General features: G+C 67.5%; 17 protein-coding genes and 1 other RNA gene. 10 read left to right on the plus strand and 8 right to left on the minus strand.

The genetic code is table 11. The annotated features are described in order from the left end of the window. Nucleotides 1-129 precede the first annotated feature (129 nt). The 6 genes from recG to ACW6W5_RS10830 form a co-directional block, all read right to left on the minus strand. Entirely contained in the window at nucleotides 130-2,241 is a 2,112-nt protein-coding gene (gene recG, locus ACW6W5_RS10805; RefSeq protein WP_121039445.1) for an ATP-dependent DNA helicase RecG, read from the minus strand. A 1-nt stretch (nucleotide 2,242) separates the two neighbouring features. Next, nucleotides 2,243-2,635, minus strand: a complete 393-nt coding sequence (locus ACW6W5_RS10810) for a RidA family protein (RefSeq protein WP_121039448.1) — start codon at nucleotides 2,633-2,635, stop codon at nucleotides 2,243-2,245. A gap of 320 nt (nucleotides 2,636-2,955) precedes the next feature. Then, nucleotides 2,956-5,115, minus strand: a complete 2,160-nt coding sequence (locus tag ACW6W5_RS10815; RefSeq protein ID WP_121039451.1) for a RelA/SpoT family protein — start codon at nucleotides 5,113-5,115, stop codon at nucleotides 2,956-2,958. Between the two features lie 156 nt (nucleotides 5,116-5,271). Beyond that, complete coding sequence (gene rpoZ / locus ACW6W5_RS10820) at nucleotides 5,272-5,571, minus strand: DNA-directed RNA polymerase subunit omega (RefSeq protein WP_005410877.1); 300 nt, start codon at nucleotides 5,569-5,571, stop codon at nucleotides 5,272-5,274. Nucleotides 5,572-5,683: 112 nt separating this feature from the next. After that, complete coding sequence (gene gmk, locus ACW6W5_RS10825) at nucleotides 5,684-6,349, minus strand: guanylate kinase (RefSeq protein ID WP_121039454.1); 666 nt, start codon at nucleotides 6,347-6,349, stop codon at nucleotides 5,684-5,686. Beyond that, a complete protein-coding gene (locus ACW6W5_RS10830) occupies nucleotides 6,346-7,206 on the minus strand; it encodes a YicC/YloC family endoribonuclease (RefSeq protein ID WP_121039457.1) in 861 nt (286 codons plus the stop codon). Before ACW6W5_RS10830 ends, gmk begins: the two co-directional genes overlap by 4 nt. A 120-nt stretch (nucleotides 7,207-7,326) precedes the next feature. Between ACW6W5_RS10830 and rph the strand changes: the two genes are divergently transcribed. From rph to pepQ, 7 genes are all read left to right on the plus strand, one after another. Next, complete coding sequence (gene rph / locus ACW6W5_RS10835; protein ID WP_088432674.1) at nucleotides 7,327-8,055, plus strand: ribonuclease PH; 729 nt, start codon at nucleotides 7,327-7,329, stop codon at nucleotides 8,053-8,055. Then, nucleotides 8,052-8,441 carry a VOC family protein gene (locus ACW6W5_RS10840; RefSeq protein ID WP_152152548.1) on the plus strand — a complete coding sequence of 130 codons (390 nt, stop codon included), beginning with the start codon at nucleotides 8,052-8,054 and terminating at the stop codon, nucleotides 8,439-8,441. Before rph ends, ACW6W5_RS10840 begins: the two co-directional genes overlap by 4 nt. Further along, on the plus strand, nucleotides 8,438-9,031 hold the full coding sequence (gene rdgB, locus ACW6W5_RS10845; protein WP_193222794.1) for an RdgB/HAM1 family non-canonical purine NTP pyrophosphatase: 594 nt from the start codon (nucleotides 8,438-8,440) through the stop codon (nucleotides 9,029-9,031). The genes ACW6W5_RS10840 and rdgB overlap by 4 nt, the downstream gene beginning before the upstream one ends. Then, nucleotides 9,031-10,248: a radical SAM family heme chaperone HemW gene (gene hemW, locus ACW6W5_RS10850; RefSeq protein ID WP_226956627.1), complete on the plus strand. Its 1,218-nt coding sequence runs from the start codon at nucleotides 9,031-9,033 to the stop codon at nucleotides 10,246-10,248. Before rdgB ends, hemW begins: the two co-directional genes overlap by 1 nt. Nucleotides 10,249-10,380: 132 nt before the next feature. Beyond that, nucleotides 10,381-12,858 (plus strand): DUF1631 domain-containing protein, encoded by a 2,478-nt coding sequence (locus ACW6W5_RS10855; RefSeq protein WP_152152552.1) that lies wholly within the window; start codon nucleotides 10,381-10,383, stop codon nucleotides 12,856-12,858. Further along, nucleotides 12,855-13,205, plus strand: a complete 351-nt coding sequence (locus ACW6W5_RS10860) for a PilZ domain-containing protein (protein WP_121039469.1) — start codon at nucleotides 12,855-12,857, stop codon at nucleotides 13,203-13,205. Before ACW6W5_RS10855 ends, ACW6W5_RS10860 begins: the two co-directional genes overlap by 4 nt. Before the next feature lie 82 nt (nucleotides 13,206-13,287). Beyond that, a complete protein-coding gene (gene pepQ, locus ACW6W5_RS10865) occupies nucleotides 13,288-14,616 on the plus strand; it encodes a Xaa-Pro dipeptidase (RefSeq protein ID WP_152152555.1) in 1,329 nt (442 codons plus the stop codon). Nucleotides 14,617-14,727: 111 nt separating this feature from the next. Here the strand turns inward: pepQ and ACW6W5_RS10870 are convergent, their stop codons facing one another. Together ACW6W5_RS10870 and ACW6W5_RS10875 are read right to left on the minus strand one after the other, a co-directional pair. Then, nucleotides 14,728-16,053 (minus strand): aminopeptidase P N-terminal domain-containing protein, encoded by a 1,326-nt coding sequence (locus tag ACW6W5_RS10870; protein WP_152152605.1) that lies wholly within the window; start codon nucleotides 16,051-16,053, stop codon nucleotides 14,728-14,730. A gap of 7 nt (nucleotides 16,054-16,060) precedes the next feature. Further along, the gene (locus ACW6W5_RS10875) at nucleotides 16,061-16,609 is read right to left on the minus strand and encodes a UPF0149 family protein (protein WP_121039475.1); all 549 of its coding nucleotides are present in this window, start codon (nucleotides 16,607-16,609) and stop codon (nucleotides 16,061-16,063) included. A gap of 165 nt (nucleotides 16,610-16,774) precedes the next feature. Between ACW6W5_RS10875 and ACW6W5_RS10880 the strand changes: the two genes are divergently transcribed. The 3 genes from ACW6W5_RS10880 (at nucleotide 16,775) to ssrS (ending at nucleotide 17,609) form a co-directional block, all read left to right on the plus strand. Further along, complete coding sequence (locus tag ACW6W5_RS10880) at nucleotides 16,775-16,996, plus strand: TIGR02449 family protein (protein WP_121041210.1); 222 nt, start codon at nucleotides 16,775-16,777, stop codon at nucleotides 16,994-16,996. Further along, nucleotides 16,993-17,292: a cell division protein ZapA gene (locus ACW6W5_RS10885; RefSeq protein ID WP_019183856.1), complete on the plus strand. Its 300-nt coding sequence runs from the start codon at nucleotides 16,993-16,995 to the stop codon at nucleotides 17,290-17,292. The genes ACW6W5_RS10880 and ACW6W5_RS10885 overlap by 4 nt, the downstream gene beginning before the upstream one ends. A 132-nt stretch (nucleotides 17,293-17,424) precedes the next feature. Further along, nucleotides 17,425-17,609: non-coding RNA, 6S RNA (ssrS, locus tag ACW6W5_RS10890), on the plus strand. Nucleotides 17,610-17,667: the final 58 nt, after the last annotated feature.

Consider the following 17,667-nt stretch of genomic DNA (forward strand, 5'->3'; position numbering starts at 1 on the left):
GTCTTGATAATCGGCAAGGGACTTTCGCACCCTGTCATGACAAATACAAGGCGGTGCCCTCCCACGCCTCACGTTGGCCACAAAGCCGGCTGGCCTTGAATGTGGGTAATCGGCGTTGTGGGGAACGCGTTATGCCGACGCGTACCGCACGGCTGCGCCGATCCAGCGTCGCACCACCTGATCGGCCACGTCAGGCGCCTCCGCCAGCAGCCGCTCGGCAAGCGCGTGCACGCCTGGCAGCAGATCCGCATCGCGGGCCAGATCGGCCATCCGGAACCCGGCCAGGCCGGTCTGCCGCGTGCCCAGCAATTCGCCCGGGCCACGCAGCTCCAGATCCTTCTCGGCGATCAGGAAGCCATCGTTGGTCTGCCGCATCGTTTCCAGCCGCTCGCGCGCCATGTTCGACAACGGCGCCTGGTACAGCAGCACGCAACGCGATACGGCCGAGCCGCGCCCCACCCGGCCGCGCAGCTGGTGCAGCTGGGCCAGGCCGAGGCGCTCGGCATTCTCGATGATCATCAACGAGGCATTGGGCACGTCCACGCCCACTTCAATCACCGTGGTGGCCACCAGCAGATCGATCTCGCCGGCCTTGAAGGCGACCATCGTGGCGAGTTTCTCACTCGCCTTCAGCCGCCCGTGCACCAGCCCCACGCGCACGCCCGGCAGCAGCGCCTGCAGCGATTCGAACGTGGCCTGCGCGGGCGTGGCATCGAGCTCTTCGCTTTCCTCGATCAGCGTGCAGACCCAGTACACCTGCTGGCCTTCGCGGCACGCGACGGCGATACGCTCGATCAACTCCGGCCGGCGATCATTGTTGAGCGCAACGGTCTGCACCGGCGTGCGCCCGGGCGGCAGTTCGTCGATCGCCGAGACATCCAGATCAGCGTACTCGGACATCGCCAGGGTGCGCGGAATCGGCGTCGCCGTCATCACCAGCTGGTGCGGCACACTGCGCCCACCCGCCCCCTTGTCGCGCAGCGCCAGCCGCTGGTGCACGCCGAAACGGTGCTGCTCATCGACGATCGCCAGTGCCAGATCCTTGAACACCACACTGTCCTGCATCAGCGCGTGCGTACCGACCACCACCTGCGCCTGGCCCGAGGCGACCTCGGCCAACACCTTGGTGCGCGCCTTGCCGGTGACCTTGCCAGCCAGCCACGCCGTGCGCACGCCCAGCGGCTCCAGCCAGGCGCGCAGATTGTTCATATGCTGCTCGGCGAGCAGCTCGGTGGGTGCGGCCAATGCGACCTGCTTGCCCCGCTCCACCGCCAGCATCGCCGCCAACGCGGCCACCACGGTCTTGCCCGAGCCGACATCGCCCTGCACCAGCCGAAGCATCGGATGCGCCTTGGCCAGGTCCTTGCGGATCTGCTCGAACACGCGCTGCTGCGCACCGGTCAGCTGGAACGGCAGGCTGTCGCGCAACTGCGCCACCAAGGCACCCTGACCGCGCAGCGAGGGCGCGTGATGCGCCTGCAACGCCATGCGCTGACGGCGCAGACTCAGGTGGTGTGCCAGCAGCTCTTCAATAGCCAACCGGCGCTGCGCCGGATGCCGGCCCGCGGCCAGCGCCACCAGATCGGCGTCCGGCGGTGGGCGGTGCACGGTCAGCAGCGCACTGCGCAGCGAGGGCAACCCCAGCCCGGACAACCACCCGGCCGGCAGCAGTTCCAGCGTGGATTCTTCCGGCAGCCTGTCCAGCGCCAGGCCGATGAATTTACGCATCGTGGCGGGGCCAACCCCCTCGACCGCCGGATAGACCGGATCGAGGCTGTCGCCCAGCTCGTCATCTTCATTGCCGCCCATCACCCGGTAACTGGGGTGGACGATCTCCAGCCCGTGATGGCCAGGCTTGGCGGTGCCGTAGCAGCGGATGCGCGTGCCCACGGCAAACTGCGCGACCTGCTGGGCGCGGAAGTGGAAGAAACGCAGCACCAGCGTGCCGTACGAATCATCCTCGATCGCGACCTTGAGCACCGGCCGATAGCGGAACCCGCGCTCCACCGCGCTCACCCGCCCCTCCACCTGCGCCGCCACCCCCGGCTGCAACTGGGCAATGGTGGTCAGCCGGGTACGGTCTTCATAGCGCAGTGGCAGATGCAGCCACAGATCCTGCAGCGACGACAGGCCACGGGCGGCCAGCTTGATCGCCACCGCCGGCCCGATACCGGAGAGCATCGACAACGATGCCTCCCCGGCTGCGGCCAGCGCCGGTGCAGGAGCCCGTGACCGCGCCACGTCAGGCCTGGTCGAGCACCATCACCGCATCGACTTCGAAGTTGGCCGCCTTCGGCAGACCCGCCACTTCGATGGTCGAACGTGCCGGGAACGGCGCCTTGAAGTAATCCTGCATGACCGCATTGACCTTGGCGAACTCGCCCAGATCGGTCAGGTACAGGCCCAGACGGACGATCTGATCCAACGAACCACCGGCCTCTTCGGCCACGGCCTTCAGGTTGTCGAACGCACGACGCGCCTGCGCCTCGATATCGCCCACACCCACGATGTCACCGGTGGCCGGATCCAGCGGAATCTGGCCCGAGAAGTACACGGTATTGCCCGCACGCACAGCCTGCGAATACGGACCGATGGCCGCCGGGGCCTTGGCACTGGTAATGATCTGACGGGACATGGAAGCTCCACGATTCAAAAGGGGGAACACAATTGTAGCGCCCCCAAGGGTAGCGCCACGCCATGCGTGGACGCCCCCCAACCGCGCAGCGCCAATGACCCATCCGTTCGCGGTAGCCACGCCACCTCTCTCCGCACCCCCGCACGCCCTGACAGGGAGGTGACGGGTGGGCCGGGGCAGGACCGTGTGTTGCCATGGATGGCAACACACGAGCTTACAGGGACGTACTTGCAGCGGGTCCTGCCCCGGCCTGCCCGTCACATCCCCCACGCAGGAAGAAGGCGCACGTGAACCGCCGTTGGCGGGTAGCAGCTCGCGCGTTACTGGCGCCTGACCGACTGCACCACCGACAACCGCCGCAGACGCCGCATCACTTCCGCCAGATGGTTGCGATCGCGCACCTGGATATTGAACGCCAGCACCGCCGCATTGAAATCGCGGTCCAGATAATCCACCCGCTCGATGTTCGAATGGCTCTGCGCGATCGCCGCCGCCAACTGCGCCAGCACGCCGGTCCCGTTCTCCACTTCCACGATCAACGAGGTGTCGTAATCCCCGGATACCGTCGTATCCCACCCGATCGGCACCCAGCGCTCCGGCGACTTGCGCAGCTCGGCCAGGTTCGGGCAGTCCAGACGGTGCACCACGATGCCCTTGCCGGCCGTGTGGTAGCCCATGATGTCGTCGCCCGGAATCGGCTGACAACAGTTCGCGAAGCTCACTACCCCGCGCTCGCTGCCATTGATCAGGATCTTTTCCTGCGAATGCTTGGAATGCGCCCCACCGCGCAGCTCCGCATACGCCATCAGCGCCTGCGCGGCCTGGTTCGGCATCCAGTTGCCCAGCGCCACTTCGGCCAGCAGGGCCTCCAGGCGCGGATACCGGTGCTCGGCCAGGAACGCATCCAGCCGCCCCTTCGGCAACCGCTCCAGCGAGCTGTCCATCGCCTCCAGCGCGCGGTCCAGCATCCGATGGCCCAACTGCACCGCGTCCTCGTGCTCGAGCTGCTTGAGCTGATGACGGATCGCCGTGCGCGCCTTGGAACTGACCACGAACTCCAGCCACTGCGGCTTGGGCGTGGCCGAACGCGCGGTGATCACTTCCACCGTCTGCCCACTGACCAGCTTGGTGCGCAGCGGGACGAGCTTCTTGTCCACCCGCGAGGCCACCGCCATGTTGCCCACATCGGTATGCACCGCATAGGCGAAATCCAGCGCCGTGGAATTGCGCGGCAGCGCCAGGATCTTGCCCTTGGGCGTGAACAGATAGACCTCGTCCGGGAACAGATCCACCTTGACGTTGTCCAGGAATTCCAGCGAGGAGCCGGCGGCACGCTGGGAATCGATCAACTCCACGATCCACGCATGTGCACGGCTCTGTGCGCTGTTGGGCGAGTCGCCACCGAACTTGTAGGTCCAGTGCGCGGCCACGCCGCGCTCGGCGATCAGGTCCATCTCCTCGGTACGGATCTGCACCTCGATCGGCGAGCCATACGGCCCGAACAGCACCGTGTGCAGCGACTGGTAGCCGTTGGCCTTGGGGATCGCGATGAAATCGCGGAAGCGCCCATCCAGCGGCTTGAAGGTGGCATGCACCGCGCCGAGCGCGTGGTAGGCGCTGGGCACGTTGCGCACGACCAGGCGGAAGCCGAACACATCCATGACCTGGTCGAAGGATTTGTTCTCGTCGTGCATCTTGTTGTAGATGCTCCACGGGGTCTTGATGCGGCTGACCAGGCGGTGCTCCAGCCCTTCCTTGGCCAGGCGCTGGCTCAACTGCACTTCCACCTGCGCCATCGCCTCGCGGCGCACCACCGGCTGGCTGCGGATGTGTTTTTCCAGGATCGCGTGGCGCCACGGGTACAGCGCCTTGAAGCCCAGGTTCTGCAGCTCGCTCTTGACCAGGCTCATGCCCAGCCGCTGCGCGATCGGGGCGTAGATTTCCAGCGTTTCGCGGGCGATGCGGCCACGTGCCTCGCGGCTCTGCGCACCCAGCGTACGCATGTTGTGCAGGCGGTCGGCCAGCTTGATCATGATCACGCGCAGATCGCGCGACATCGCCAGCAGCATCTTGCGGAAACTCTCCGCCGCCGCTTCCTGGCGATCACGGAACTTCAGCTTGTCCAGCTTGGTCACGCCATCGACCAGCTCGGCCACGGCTTCGCCGAACTCGGCGGCCAGCTCCTCGCGGGTCAGCGGCGTGTCTTCGATGGTGTCGTGCAGGATCGCAGCGATCAGCGCCTCCACGTCCAGGCCGAGCTCGGCCAGCACCTGGGCCACGGCGACCGGATGGGTAATGTAGGGTTCGCCCGACTTGCGGGTCTGGCCGGCATGCGCGGCGGCGCCTACTTCCCAGGCGCGGCGCAGTAGTGGCAGTTGGTCGGGCGGCAGATAGTGCGCTGCGCGCTCAAGCTGGAGGACATAGTCGGGTACGGCCGCGCCGGCGGGCGTGGCGACCTTGGCAGTGGGGCCTGGGTTCATGCTCAAAGACTATGCCAGCGGCGTGATATCGGCAAATCCTGAACAGGGAGTTTCACCTGCAACAACACGCCCTCACCACAGCGACTGGCGGCACAAACGAAACAGCCCGCCAAAAGGCGGGCTGTTCGCAGCAACAACAACGGACGCGCGAGGCGATCAGTCGTCGTTCTTGGACATGTCTTCGTCGGCGACGACTTCGGCAGCGGCCCATTCCAGTGCTTCACGCTCGGCACGCTCGCGCTCGGCCTTCTCGACTTCGTCGATCAGGGCGTTGTCGATCTTGCGGGCGGCAATTTCGCGCAGCGCCAGCACGGTCGGCTTGTCTTCGGTTTCGCTGTTGTCCAGGGTGGCCTGGACGCCATTGGCCAGCTGACGGGCGCGCTTGGACGCCATCATGACCAGTTCGAAACGGTTGTTCACGACTTCCAGACAATCTTCTACGGTGATGCGGGCCATGCGGGCTCCCGGCAGCCGGTGAGGGCTGCTCAATCGAATGAGGGAAAGGGGACGGATTGTACCGGCCAGGGCTGGACAAAATCAAGCCAACCGGCTAGCACCCCGTTGAGAATCAGTCGGTTGTGGCCGGATCCTGGGTCAGCAGTGCCTGGATGAGGCCCGCGTGGCGGACCTTCTGGGCTTCCCGGCGCAGGCGGCTGGCCGTGAAAATGGCACACAGCTCGTCCACCGCGGTCTCGAAGACCTCGTTGACGATCACGTAGTCGAAGTCGTTGAAGTGCAGCATTTCTTCACGCGCGGCGGCCAGGCGCTGGGCGATCACCGCCTCGCTGTCCTGCCCGCGCTTGCGCATCCGGTCCTGCAGCGCCTGCTTGGACGGCGGCAGGATGAACACGGTGACCGTGCCCGGCACCAGCTGGCGGACCTGCTGGGCGCCCTGCCAATCGATCTCCAGCAGCACGTCCTGGCCGGCCGACAGCTGTGGCTCGACCGACTGCCGTGCGGTGCCCTTCCAGTCGCCATGCACCCAGGCATGCTCGAAGAAGTCACCGGCGGCGATCATCCGCTCGAATTCCTCGGCGCTGACGAAGTGGTAGTGCTCGCCATTGATCTCACCCGGGCGCGTGGCGCGCGAGGTGAACGAGATCGACAGGGCGATCTGCGGGTCGCGGGCCAGGGTGGCGTTGACGATGCTGCTCTTGCCGGCCCCGGAGGGCGCGGCCACGATGTACAGGGTGCCGCGCGCAGGCGCGCCGACGGCCGGGATCTGGCTGCTCATTCGATGTTCTGCACCTGTTCGCGGATCTGGTCGATCAGCACCTTCAGCTCGACGGCGGCATTGGAGGTGCGGCTGTCCACCGATTTGGAGCCCAGCGTATTGGCCTCGCGGTTGAACTCCTGCAGCAGGAAGTCCAGGCGGCGGCCGACCGGCTCACGCTGCTTGAAGACGCGGCGGATCTCGGCAATATGGCTGCCCAAGCGATCCAGTTCCTCATCCACGTCCAGCTTCTGCAGCCACATGACCAGTTCCTGCTCGGCCCGGCCGGGATCGACCGGGTGCGGCAGGTCGGCCAGGCGGGCGGCCAGCTTGGTGCGCTGGCCCTCGCGGATCAGCGGGATCAGGGTGGTGACCTCGGCGGCGATGCGCTCGATGCTGTCCACGCGCTCCTGGATCGCGGTGGCCAGCTTGTCGCCTTCACGCTCACGCGCGGCCACGAAGCCGTCCAGGGCCGTATCCAGCAGTGCCAGGGCCTCGGCATGCAGCGCGGCGGCATCCACGGCCTCGCCCTGCATCACGCCCGGCATCTGCAGCAGTTCGGTGAAGCTCACCTGCAGGCTCGGGAAGCCCGAGGACAACCGGGTCGCCAGCTCGCCGAGCTGGCCCAGCAGCGCATCGTTGACCACCAGTGCACCGGTGACCTCCGGCGCGCGCAGGCGCATGACCAGATCGATCTTGCCGCGGCTGCAGCGGGAAGCGACGCGCTCGCGCAGGTGCGGCTCCAACGCACGCAGTTCTTCGGGCAGGCGGACGCCGACCTCCAGGAACCGGTGGTTGACCGAGCGCAGCTCACAGGCCAGCGTGCCCCAGCGGGTGGCGCGCTCGCCGTTGGCATAGGCGGTCATGCTTCGAATCATGCGGGTTTCCGGTGCTCTCAAAGTGCAAATGGTACCCTAGCGGTCTCCTTAGAGCCTCCTCGCCCGCCGGTCCCCGGCCCGGGCGTGGCCCCGCATCCCTCGTCTTACCGGAACTTGAGCATGACTGATTCCCGTCCCAGTGGCCGCCAGGCCGACCAGCTGCGCGAAGTGCGCATCGAGCGCGCCTTCACCCGCCACGCCGAGGGCTCGGTCCTGGTCAGCTTCGGCGAGACCCGCGTGCTGTGCACGGCCAGCGTGGAAAACCGCGTGCCGGGCTTCCTGCGTGGCAAGGGCGAAGGCTGGGTGACCGCTGAGTACGGCATGCTGCCGCGTTCGACCCACACCCGTAACGACCGCGAAGCCGCCCGCGGCAAGCAGGGTGGCCGCACGCTGGAGATCCAGCGCCTGATCGGCCGCACCCTGCGCGCCTGCATCGACCGCGGCGCGCTCGGCGAGCGCACGATCACGCTCGATTGCGATGTGCTGCAGGCCGACGGCGGCACCCGCACCGCGGCGATCACCGGCGCCTACGTGGCCCTGGTGGATGCGGTGAACTTCCTGATCAAGCGCGGCGACATCAAGCGCAACCCGATCTTCGGCGCGGTCGCGGCGGTGTCGGTTGGCGTGTACCGCGGCACCCCGGTGCTGGATCTGGATTACGCCGAAGACAGCGACTGCGATACCGATATGAACGTCGTGATGAACGACGGCGGCGGCTTCATCGAACTGCAGGGCACCGCCGAAGGCCATGCCTTCCGCCGCGATGAGCTGGATGCGCTGCTGGTCCTGGCCGAAAAGGGCATCAAGGATCTGTTCGCTGCGCAGCAGGCAGCCCTGGCCCAGGCATGAACCGTCGCATCGCCCTGACCACCCTGGTGGTGGCCGACTACGACGAGGCGATCGCCTGGTACACCGGCGCGCTGGGCTTCAGCCTGCTCCAGGACATCGACCAGGGCGACAAGCGCTGGGTGGTGGTCGGGCCGGCCGACGCCAGCGCGGCGGCCCTGCTGCTGGCGCGTGCCAGCAACGACGAGCAGCGCGCGCGGATCGGCAACCAGACCGGTGGCCGGGTCGGCTTCTTCCTGAACACCGATGATTTCTGGCGCGACCACGCGGCGATGACCGCGCGGGGCGTGGTCTTCCTCGAAACCCCACGCGAGGAGGTCTACGCGACGGTCGCGGTGTTCGGCGATCTGTACGGCAACACGTGGGATCTGCTGGAGCCCAAGCAATGAAACTGGTACTGGCCAGCGGCAACGCCGGCAAACTGAAGGAACTGCAGGCCATGCTCGGCGGCCTGCCGCTGGAGATCGTGGCGCAGGGCGAGCTGGGTGTCAGCGACGTGCCGGAAACCGGCCTGACCTTCGTCGAGAACGCCCTGATCAAAGCGCGCCATGCCTGCCAGAGCACCGGCCTGCCCGCGCTGGCCGACGATTCGGGCCTGATCGTGGATGCGCTCGACGGCGCACCCGGCCTGTACAGCGCGCGCTATGCCGGCAGCCCGACCAACGATGCCGCCAACAACGCCAAGCTGCTGGAGGCGCTGCGCGAGGTGCCGGCCGAACGCCGCACGGCCCGCTTCTATGCAGTGATCGTGCTGCTGCGCCATGCCGATGATCCGCAGCCGCTGATCTGCGAAGGCAGCTGGGAAGGCGTGATCCTCGATGAGCTGCGTGGCAGCCACGGCTTCGGCTACAACCCGCTGTTCCTGGACCCGGTGCTGGCGCAGACCGCGGCTGAAATGGCACCGGACCTGAAGAACGCGATGAGCCACCGCGCCAAAGCCCTGCAGCTGCTCAAGCAGAAGCTGCCCGCCCTGCTGTGATGGCACACGACCACTGTTCCCACCTGCCCGGCGAAACCTGCACGGGTGATCACGACCACGCACCGCGGCTGGTGACGCCGCCGCTGGCGCTGTACGTGCATCTGCCGTGGTGCGTCCGCAAATGCCCGTACTGCGATTTCAACTCGCATGCGGCCAAGGGTGAGCTGCCGTTCGAGGCTTACATCGACGCGTTGATCCGCGATCTCGATCAGGACCTGCCGCTGGTCTGGGGCCGGGTGGTGAGCAGTGTGTTCTTCGGTGGCGGCACGCCGAGCCTGTTCCCGCCGGAGGCGATCGACCGCTTCCTGCAGGCCGCCTCGGCCCGGCTGCGCTTCGCGCCGAACCTGGAAGTGACGCTGGAGACCAACCCGGGCACCGCCGAGCATGGTCGTTTCGACCGTTACCGCGCCGCCGGTGTGAACCGGATCAGCTTCGGCATCCAGACCTTCAACGACGAGGCGCTCAAGCGCCTGGGCCGCATCCACGACAGTGGCGAGGCCGAGCGGGCGGTGAAGCTGGCGCAGGACGCCGGCTACGACAACTTCAACATCGATCTGATGTACGCGCTGCCGCAGCAGACGCTGGCCCAGGCCGAGCATGACCTGGAGCGCGCCTTCGCGCTGCAGCCCACGCATATGTCGCATTACCAGCTCACCCTGGAGCCGAACACCGTGTTCTTCGCGCGGCCGCCGCAGGGTATCCCCGACGAAGATTCGGCATGGGACATCCAGGAACACTGCCAGCAGATGCTGGCCGAGGCCGGCTATGCGCAGTACGAGGTCAGCGCCTACGCAAAACCCGGCCGACAGAGCCAGCACAACCTCAATTACTGGCGCTTCGGCGATTACCTGGGGATCGGTGCCGGTGCACACGGCAAGATCAGCAGCGGCGCCGAAGAACACGTGCTGCGCCGCTGGAAGCACAAGCATCCGCAGACCTTCATGGACACTGCCGGGACCGCAGCCTCGATCGGCGGCGACGATGTGATCAGCGCCGAGCGCCTGCCGTTCGAGTACATGCTCAACCTGCTGCGCCTGCATGAAGGCTTCAGCCTGAAGGATTTTGAATCGCGTACCGGCCTGGACCGGGCGCGGATCGCCGAGCCGCTGCGCATTGCCGTGGCCAAGAGCTGGATGACCGTGACCGGCGATGAGGTCATCCCTACCGAACTGGGCCGGCGCTTCACCAACGACGTGGTCGAGCTGTTCCTGCCTTGAGCAGGCGGCGCCTGCCCGGACGGTAATGCCGGCCGCTGGCCGGCGCCGGGAACCCCGAACCGTGTCGCTTCTGGCAGGGACCGGGCGAAACCGTTAGATTCCGTGTTCTCAGGGGAGCTGGAAGAACATCGGATGTCTGCGCCCGCACCTTCGTCGTCCCAGCCCGACATGACCCGCTTTGCGGACGTGGCCGCGCCGCCGCGCGTGCGCCGCCTGCTGGCCGCGTTGCACGGGCTGGCAGTGCAGACCCTCACCGCGCCGCTCAAGCTGACCATCGTGGAGCTCGAGCGCGAGCTGTTCCGCGATGCCGAGCGCGCGCGCAACAGCCAGATCCAGGCGGACATCTTCGCGCAGGCGCGCCAGCTGCATGAAGTCAACGCGCAGTTCGGCCCCCGCTTCCTGGAGGCGGTGGCGGTGAGCCTGGCCAGCCTGCGCGGCCCCCGCCACACCCAGCGCATCGTCCCGACCGAGGTATCCGTTTCGGCTACCGCGCTGACCCTGGTCAACGACACCGACGTGGACCGCGACATCGTGCTGGTGGACATCATCCGCCGCGAAGCCCAGCGCTCGGCCACCGCCCTGCAGTTGCTCGGCCAGCGCTTCGGGGTGCTCGCCGCCGGACCGGCCTTCGATGTCGATGACCTGCCGTTCGGGCCGCAGGCGCTGTGCCGGATCGTGCGCGAACTGGGTGAAGACTTCGCGCTGGGCCTGGAAACACAGCTGGCGCTGTACCGCGTGTTCGACCGTCAATTGCTGGAGCGGCTGGGTGAACTGCTCGAACGCGCCAACATCCTGCTCGCGCACGAAGGCGTGCTTCCAGGGCTGGTGTACACCCCCTATCTCGCCCGCTCGGCAACCACGCGCCGGATCATCACCGGTCCCGAGCGTGGCCTGCCCGGCGCACGCGGCGGCGCGGCGGCGCGGCCCCTGACCGGCTGGAACGGCAGCGCGCCGAGTACCGGCTGGGCAGCGATGACCGAGCAAGCCATGGCACTGGCCACGGCGTCCGCCGCGCCGGACGGCACCGCACCCATCGGTGACGCGGCGGCGGCACCGCCAACGGCATCGGCGTCCGTGTCAGCGCCGAGCGCCCCCACCAGCCCCGCTGCGGCCGACCTCGGTGCACCGGCAATGTCAGCGCTGCACCAGCTGTTGGGCGCTGCCCGGCAGGCACATGCGGCCGGCGCGGTACCTGGCGGCGCAGCGCTGGCCGCGCAAGCCGTCGGCGCCTCGGCCCAGCCCGTTGCCACCCCCACGGAAAACGCCTTCCTGGCGCCCGAGGCGCCTCCCGCGCTGGCGGTACCGGCCGACGCCGTGCACGCCACGCTGGCCAGGCTGCAGGGCCAAGCGGTCGCCCCCGGCGGCGCCCGCCGCAGCATGGCCGATCTGCACAACGCGCTGCTCGCCCAGGTCCGTGCCGAACATGGCGCGCAGGCGTCATTGACGGTCAAGGACAGCGACACTTTCGATCTGCTCGACATGCTCTACGGGCAGATCCAGCGCGAGGTGCGGCCCGAGGCCGTGGCCGCCGACCTGCTGACCCGGCTGCAGGTGCCGGTCGCCCGCGCGGCCCTGTCCGACCCGGCCTTTTTCGTGCGCGACCAGCACCCGGCGCGCGAACTGCTCAATGCGGTGGCCGAGGCCGGCGCCAACTGGCTGGGCGAGGAAGACGTGGACCCGCAGCTGGTGCAGAAGCTCGGCCACGCCGTCGACCAGGTGGTCAACGAGTACGACGGCGATGTGGCGGTCTTCGACACCGCCAACGAGGAGATCCAGCAGCACTTCCGCACGCTGGCCCACAAGGCCGAACTGGCCGAGCGGCGGCATGTCGAAGCCGCCCGCGGCAAGGAGCGGCTGGAGGCGGCCAAGCAGCAGGCCAGCACCAGCATCGAGCAGTTGTGCGCACAGGCCGCGCCCCCGCGCTTCGTGCAGGCGCTGCTGAAACAGGCGTGGTCGGACGTGCTCACGCTCACCCTGCTGCGCAACGGCGAGACCTCGCCGCAGTGGCAGCAGCGCCAGCAGGAAACTGCCCGGATCGCCGAGGTGACCTGCCTGGCGCCGGGCATGGCCGAGCGTGATGATGTGCTGGGGCAGCAGGTCGAGTCCGCTCTGCTGCAGGTCGGCTACCACCAGGACGAGGCGGCCGCGATCGCGCGGCGCCTGTCCACGCCCGGCGGCGAGGATGACAGCAGTTCACGCACCGAGCTCACCGCCCGCCTGCGCGCCCGCACGCGGCTGGGCGAGCAGGCCGATGCCAGTGATCCGCGCAAGGTCGCCCCGCTCGCGCGCAGCACCGCCGAGGACGACTGCTATCGCCAGCTGCGCACCCTGCCCTTCGGGACCTGGTTCGAGTTCACCACCAACCAGCAGGGCGACGTGCGCCGGCAGCGGTTGTCCTGGTACAGCCTGATCACCGACAACGCGCTGTTCGTCAATCAACGTGGGCAGAAGGTGGGTGAGTACTCGCTGGATGCCCTGTCGCGGTTGATGGCCCATGGCCAGGTGCGGATCGTCACCGAAGACAAGGGCAGGCTGATTGACCGTGCGTGGCAGGCCACCCTGCGCACCCTGCGCTCGCTGGCCGGCACGCCTGCGGAGAGCACCGAATGACCACACCCGATACCCGCCGCGCGCCGCGCCGCCAGGTGACCGAGCTGGTGCCCGTCACCGACCTGATGGCCGAGACCGTGATCGGCCGGCTCGGCAATGTCTCCGAAACCGGCATGCTGATGCTGGCCTCGGTGCCGATGCAGGACGATGCGCTGTACCAGCTGCAGTTCACCATTCCCGGCCCGCAGGGTCAGCCGCTGCTGATCGACGTCGGCGTGCACCTGCTCTGGAGCGAGCAGACCCATGCACCGGGCCAGGCCTGGGTGGGCTTCCGCTTCCTGACCTTGCCCCGCGAATCACGCGAGCAGCTGCGGCAGTGGATCGCCGAGGAAACTTCGGCAGTCTGAGCGCCGGTTCCGGCACAGCGCCCGCTGGCGGATTGCGGCAGAATCTAGGGCTGCATTCCGCACTGCCAGCGAGCTTCATGCCATGAACCAGCCAGACCTCGGCGCCCTGTATTCCCACCATGCCAGCGTGATGCGCCAGCGCGCCGATGAAGCGCTGGCCCGTGGCGGCTTCGATCATCTGGTGATTCCCAGTGGCACCCTGCATTACCAGGCCTTTGATGATCGCGATTACCCGTATGCGGTGAACCCGAACTTCAAGGCCTGGCTGCCGCTGACCAAGCTGCCCAACAGCTGGCTGGTGTACACCCCCGGCAAGCGCCCGACCCTGATCTTCCATCAGCCCTTCGATTACTGGCACGTGGTGCCGGGTGCGCCGAATGGCTGGTGGGTGGAGCATGTCGATATCCAGATCATCCGCACGCCCGACGAGGCGCTGGCGCTGCTGCCCAAGGATGCGGCGCGTTGCGCGATCCTCGGTGAACCGCGCAGTGCACTGGGCGCCTTCGTGCCGAACAATCCCGCACCGGTCATCGATTACCTGGACTGGCAGCGCGGCTACAAAACGCCGTATGAAATCGCCCTGATGCGCGAAGCGCAGCGGCTGGGCGTGCGCGGCCACCGTGCCGCCGAAGCCGCCTTCCGCGCTGGCGCCAGCGAATTCGAGATCCACATGGCGTACTGCCGTGCGGTCGGCCAGGACGCCAATGAGTTGCCCTACGGCAACATCATCGGCCTCAACGAACATGCGGCCGTGCTGCACTACACCGATCTGGGCCGCAGCGCGCCGACCCCACTGCGCAGCTTCCTGATCGACGCCGGTGCCAGTGCCCACGGCTATGCCAGCGACATCACGCGCACCTATGCGGCCAGCGGCCATGACGAATTCCAGGCGCTGATCGATGCCGTGGATGCGGCCCAGCAGCAGATGGGCGCCGCTGTGCGTGCCGGCGTGGACTACAAGCAGCTGCACATCGACGCACACCTGTCGCTCATGGGCATCCTCAAGGACTTCGGCGTGCTCAACGTCTCGCCGGAAGCGGCGTTGGCCACCGGCGTGAGCGCGGCCTTCTTCCCGCACGGCCTGGGCCATCTGATCGGGCTGCAGGTGCATGACGTGGCCGGCTTTGCCGCCAGCGACCGCGGTGGCCGCATCGAGCGCCCGCAGGGTCACCCGTACCTGCGCATGACCCGCGTGCTGGAGCCGGGCATGGTGGTCACGATCGAACCGGGCGTGTACTTCATCGACATGCTGCTGGACGAAGTGAAGCAGGCCGGCAATGGCGCCAGCATCAACTGGGAGCGCGTGGATTTCTTCCGCCCGTATGGCGGTGTGCGGATCGAGGACGAGGTGCTGTGCACCGAGGGCGATGCGGACAACCTGACCCGCCCGGTGTTTGCGGCCGCCAGCTGAGCGGCGATGCGGGTGCCGACCCACGGTCGGTACCTGCAGCCGCCGGCCGCTGATCGCCGCCCCGGTATCCGCGTAGAGCCACCCCATGGGGTGGCGCTACCCTGGCGCGGATCAGCGCCTGGCCATTTCTTCTTCGATCTCATCGGCACTGCGCGCCAACGCTGCGGTCAGCACCTGATGGCCGTCCTCGGTGATCAGCACGTCGTCTTCGGTGCGAATCCCGATGCCGCGCCAGCGCGCTTCCACGCTGCGGTCGTCCGGTGAGACATACAGGCCGGGCTCGATGGTGAACACCATGCCCGGCTCCAGCATCCGCGAGTCCCCTGCCAAGCGGTAGTCGCCTACGTCATGCACGTCCAGGCCCAGCCAGTGCCCGGTCTTGTGCCGGTAGAAGCGCTGGTAATGCGCTTCGGCGATGTTCTCTTCCAGCGTGCCCTTGAGCAGGCCGAGCCGCAGCAGGCCCTCGGTCAAGGTCTCCACCGCGGCCAGATGGCCAGCCTCGTACGCAGTGCCCGGGCGGGCCTGGGCCAGTGCCGCAGCCTGCGCCGCACCGACCAGATCATGCAGCGCGCGCTGCTCGGCGGTGAAGCGGCCGTTGACCGGGAAGGTCCGGGTGATATCACTGGCGTAGCCGCGGTACTCGGCGCCGGCATCGATCAGGACCAGATCGCCATCGTGCGCGCGCGCGTTGTTGTCGCGGTAATGCAGGATGCAGCCGTTGGTACCGGCACCGACGATGCTGCTGTAGGCCGCACAGGCATCATTGGCACGGAACACACGCTCCAGATCGGCCTGCAGTTCGTACTCATGGATGCCCGGCCGCGCCACGTGCATCGCCGCACGGTGCGCCTGCACGCTGATGTCGGCAGCGCGCTGCATCACGGCGATTTCCGCGGTCGATTTGAACAGCCGCTGTTCGTGCAGCAGGTGGCCCAGCTCCAGGAATTCATGCGGCGGCTGCGCGCCATGCCGCACCTGCGAGCGCACCCGGTTGACCCAGCCGATCAGCTTGAGATCGAACTCGGCATCGCGGCCGAAGTGGTAGTACACCCGCGAGCGCCCTTCCAGCAGGCCGGGCAGGATGTCGTCCAGATCGTCGATCGGGTACGCATCGTCCATGCCGTACTGCGAAACCGCGCCTTCCTGGCCGGCGCGCGCGCCATCCCAGGCTTCGCGGTCGGCGTCGCGCTCGCGGCAGAACAGGATCACCTCGCCATGGCGACGGCCCGGGATCAGCACCAGCACGGCCTCCGGTTCCGGGAAGCCGCTCAGGTACCAGAAATCCGAGTCCTGGCGGAATGGATAATGCGTATCCAGGCTGCGCACCCGCTCGGATGCGGCCGGCAGCACCAGGATCGCGTCATCGCCGGCCATCTCCATCAATTGCTGGCGGCGGCGGGTGTATTCGGCGGCGGAGATGCCGGTCAGCTGCCGGATATCCATCTCAGTTCAAGCGCTGCCGGTGGCGCGCGGCCATCACACAGTCGCCGTGCAGCAGCAGCACCGCCACGCGGATGAACTCCTCGATCTCGGCCAGCGCGTCTTCATCGTCGTCGTTGCCGCTTTCGAAGTCTTCGCTGGAGGCCTGGGCCAGCTTGGCCAGATCGGTCAGGGCTTCATCGCCCTCTTCGGACAAGGCCGGCCGGTTCTGGCCCGAGCCCAGCCCGAAGCCGCCCAGGAACGCACGCGCCCAGGTGAACAGCGCATCGGCCTGCGCGGCGGTATCGCTGGCATCGCTCAGCAGCAGCTCGAAGGCGAAATCGCGGTCTTCCATCTGCGCTACGCTGGCATCGAGCAGGCGCGCCAGGGCGTCACCTTCGGCCGGGGTCGGCAGGTTGTCATCGGCCAGCACGCGGGCCGGCCATTCACGCACCGGCGCACCGCCGGCGGACAGCCAGCCGCAGAGGCCGCCGTGCAGTTCAGCGGCGCTGGCGCCCAGGCCCAGGGCCTGGCTGGCCTGGTTTACGTCGTCGACACTCGGGAGTTCGGTCATCTTGGGGCTACGGTTTGTGAGCGCCACAGTGTAGCAATCCACCTGTGTCCACCGGGTTGCCATGGCCCGCCCCGGGCCCCGCCCCGGCACCGGCGGGCCGACTGCCAGCAGGCCCCGTCATTATTCGCTTGACCGCCCCGTCCGCCCTTGCCTATGGTGCCGGACATGGAACCCGCCGACGCCATCGCCCAGTTGCAGGCCTTCGCCGCCCGCGTCGAGGCGTTGCTTGAGCGCAACGAACGCCTGGCCGACGAGAACCGCAGCCTGCGCCATCAGCAGGAGCAGCTGGTGGCCGAGCGCTCCCAGCTGCTGGCCAAGAACGAACAGGCCCGCTCCCGGGTCGAAGCGATGATCACCCGCCTCAAGTCCCTGGAGCAGCACACATGAGCCAGACCGAACCGGTCAGTGTCCGCATCCTGGATCGTGAATACACGGTGGGGGTGGGGGCCGAGGAACGCGAGAGCCTGACCGCCGCTGCCCGGCTGCTGGATGCCAAGATGCGCGAGATCCGCGGCAGCAACCGGATGGCCGCGGTCGACCGCGTCGCGGTGCTGGCCGCGCTGAACCTGGCCCACGAGCTGCAGCAGCTGCGTGATGAGCACGCCCGGCAGGCCATTGCTCTGCAGCAGACCCTGAGCGATCTCAATCGCCGCCTGGATCGGGCTTTCGACAGCGCGGGTTGATCCACGCGACCGGTTCCACGCGGTGATTGATTGCACACGTGCATCGCGCGGTCTTCATCGATCTGAATTGATGTGCAATTCGACCGACGAACGGACTGGTCGAATCGCACAAGAGGGCTATAATCCTCGTCGCGTTCTCTGCTGTGAACGACGGCGTGTGCAAACATTCGCCTTGTCCCTTAATTACGACCACGGGTGCGCGACGGCGCCGGGAGTGCAAGTCCGCCTTGTAGCGGGAAGCCCGATGGAACCCCAGCGTACCCACTTGAACCCCGGGTTCAAGGTCGTTTCGCATGCATCGTCACGGCGGAGAATGCAATATTCCAGCAAGAGCGGCGTTCCCTTGGGACGTCGCTCTTGTTTTATCCGCTTCCC

This window comes from Stenotrophomonas sp. IS26 (assembly GCF_054188265.1).

What these genes read in the sequence shown, in the direction of transcription:
- ACW6W5_RS10885 (WP_019183856.1), top strand. Translation starts at nt 16,993, where the DNA reads ATGAGCCAGACCGAACCGGTCAGTGTCCGCATCCTGGATCGTGAATAC.
- ACW6W5_RS10860 (WP_121039469.1), top strand. Translation starts at nt 12,855, where the DNA reads ATGACCACACCCGATACCCGCCGCGCGCCGCGCCGCCAGGTGACCGAG.
- rdgB (WP_193222794.1), top strand. Translation starts at nt 8,438, where the DNA reads ATGAAACTGGTACTGGCCAGCGGCAACGCCGGCAAACTGAAGGAACTG.
- ACW6W5_RS10840 (WP_152152548.1), top strand. Translation starts at nt 8,052, where the DNA reads ATGAACCGTCGCATCGCCCTGACCACCCTGGTGGTGGCCGACTACGAC.
- rph (WP_088432674.1), top strand. Translation starts at nt 7,327, where the DNA reads ATGACTGATTCCCGTCCCAGTGGCCGCCAGGCCGACCAGCTGCGCGAA.
- gmk (WP_121039454.1), bottom strand. Translation starts at nt 6,349, where the DNA reads ATGAGCAGCCAGATCCCGGCCGTCGGCGCGCCTGCGCGCGGCACCCTG.
- ACW6W5_RS10880 (WP_121041210.1), top strand. Translation starts at nt 16,775, where the DNA reads ATGGAACCCGCCGACGCCATCGCCCAGTTGCAGGCCTTCGCCGCCCGC.
- ACW6W5_RS10810 (WP_121039448.1), bottom strand. Translation starts at nt 2,635, where the DNA reads ATGTCCCGTCAGATCATTACCAGTGCCAAGGCCCCGGCGGCCATCGGT.
- ACW6W5_RS10830 (WP_121039457.1), bottom strand. Translation starts at nt 7,206, where the DNA reads ATGATTCGAAGCATGACCGCCTATGCCAACGGCGAGCGCGCCACCCGC.
- ACW6W5_RS10855 (WP_152152552.1), top strand. Translation starts at nt 10,381, where the DNA reads ATGTCTGCGCCCGCACCTTCGTCGTCCCAGCCCGACATGACCCGCTTT.
- hemW (WP_226956627.1), top strand. Translation starts at nt 9,031, where the DNA reads ATGGCACACGACCACTGTTCCCACCTGCCCGGCGAAACCTGCACGGGT.
- pepQ (WP_152152555.1), top strand. Translation starts at nt 13,288, where the DNA reads ATGAACCAGCCAGACCTCGGCGCCCTGTATTCCCACCATGCCAGCGTG.
- ACW6W5_RS10875 (WP_121039475.1), bottom strand. Translation starts at nt 16,609, where the DNA reads ATGACCGAACTCCCGAGTGTCGACGACGTAAACCAGGCCAGCCAGGCC.
- rpoZ (WP_005410877.1), bottom strand. Translation starts at nt 5,571, where the DNA reads ATGGCCCGCATCACCGTAGAAGATTGTCTGGAAGTCGTGAACAACCGT.
- ACW6W5_RS10815 (WP_121039451.1), bottom strand. Translation starts at nt 5,115, where the DNA reads ATGAACCCAGGCCCCACTGCCAAGGTCGCCACGCCCGCCGGCGCGGCC.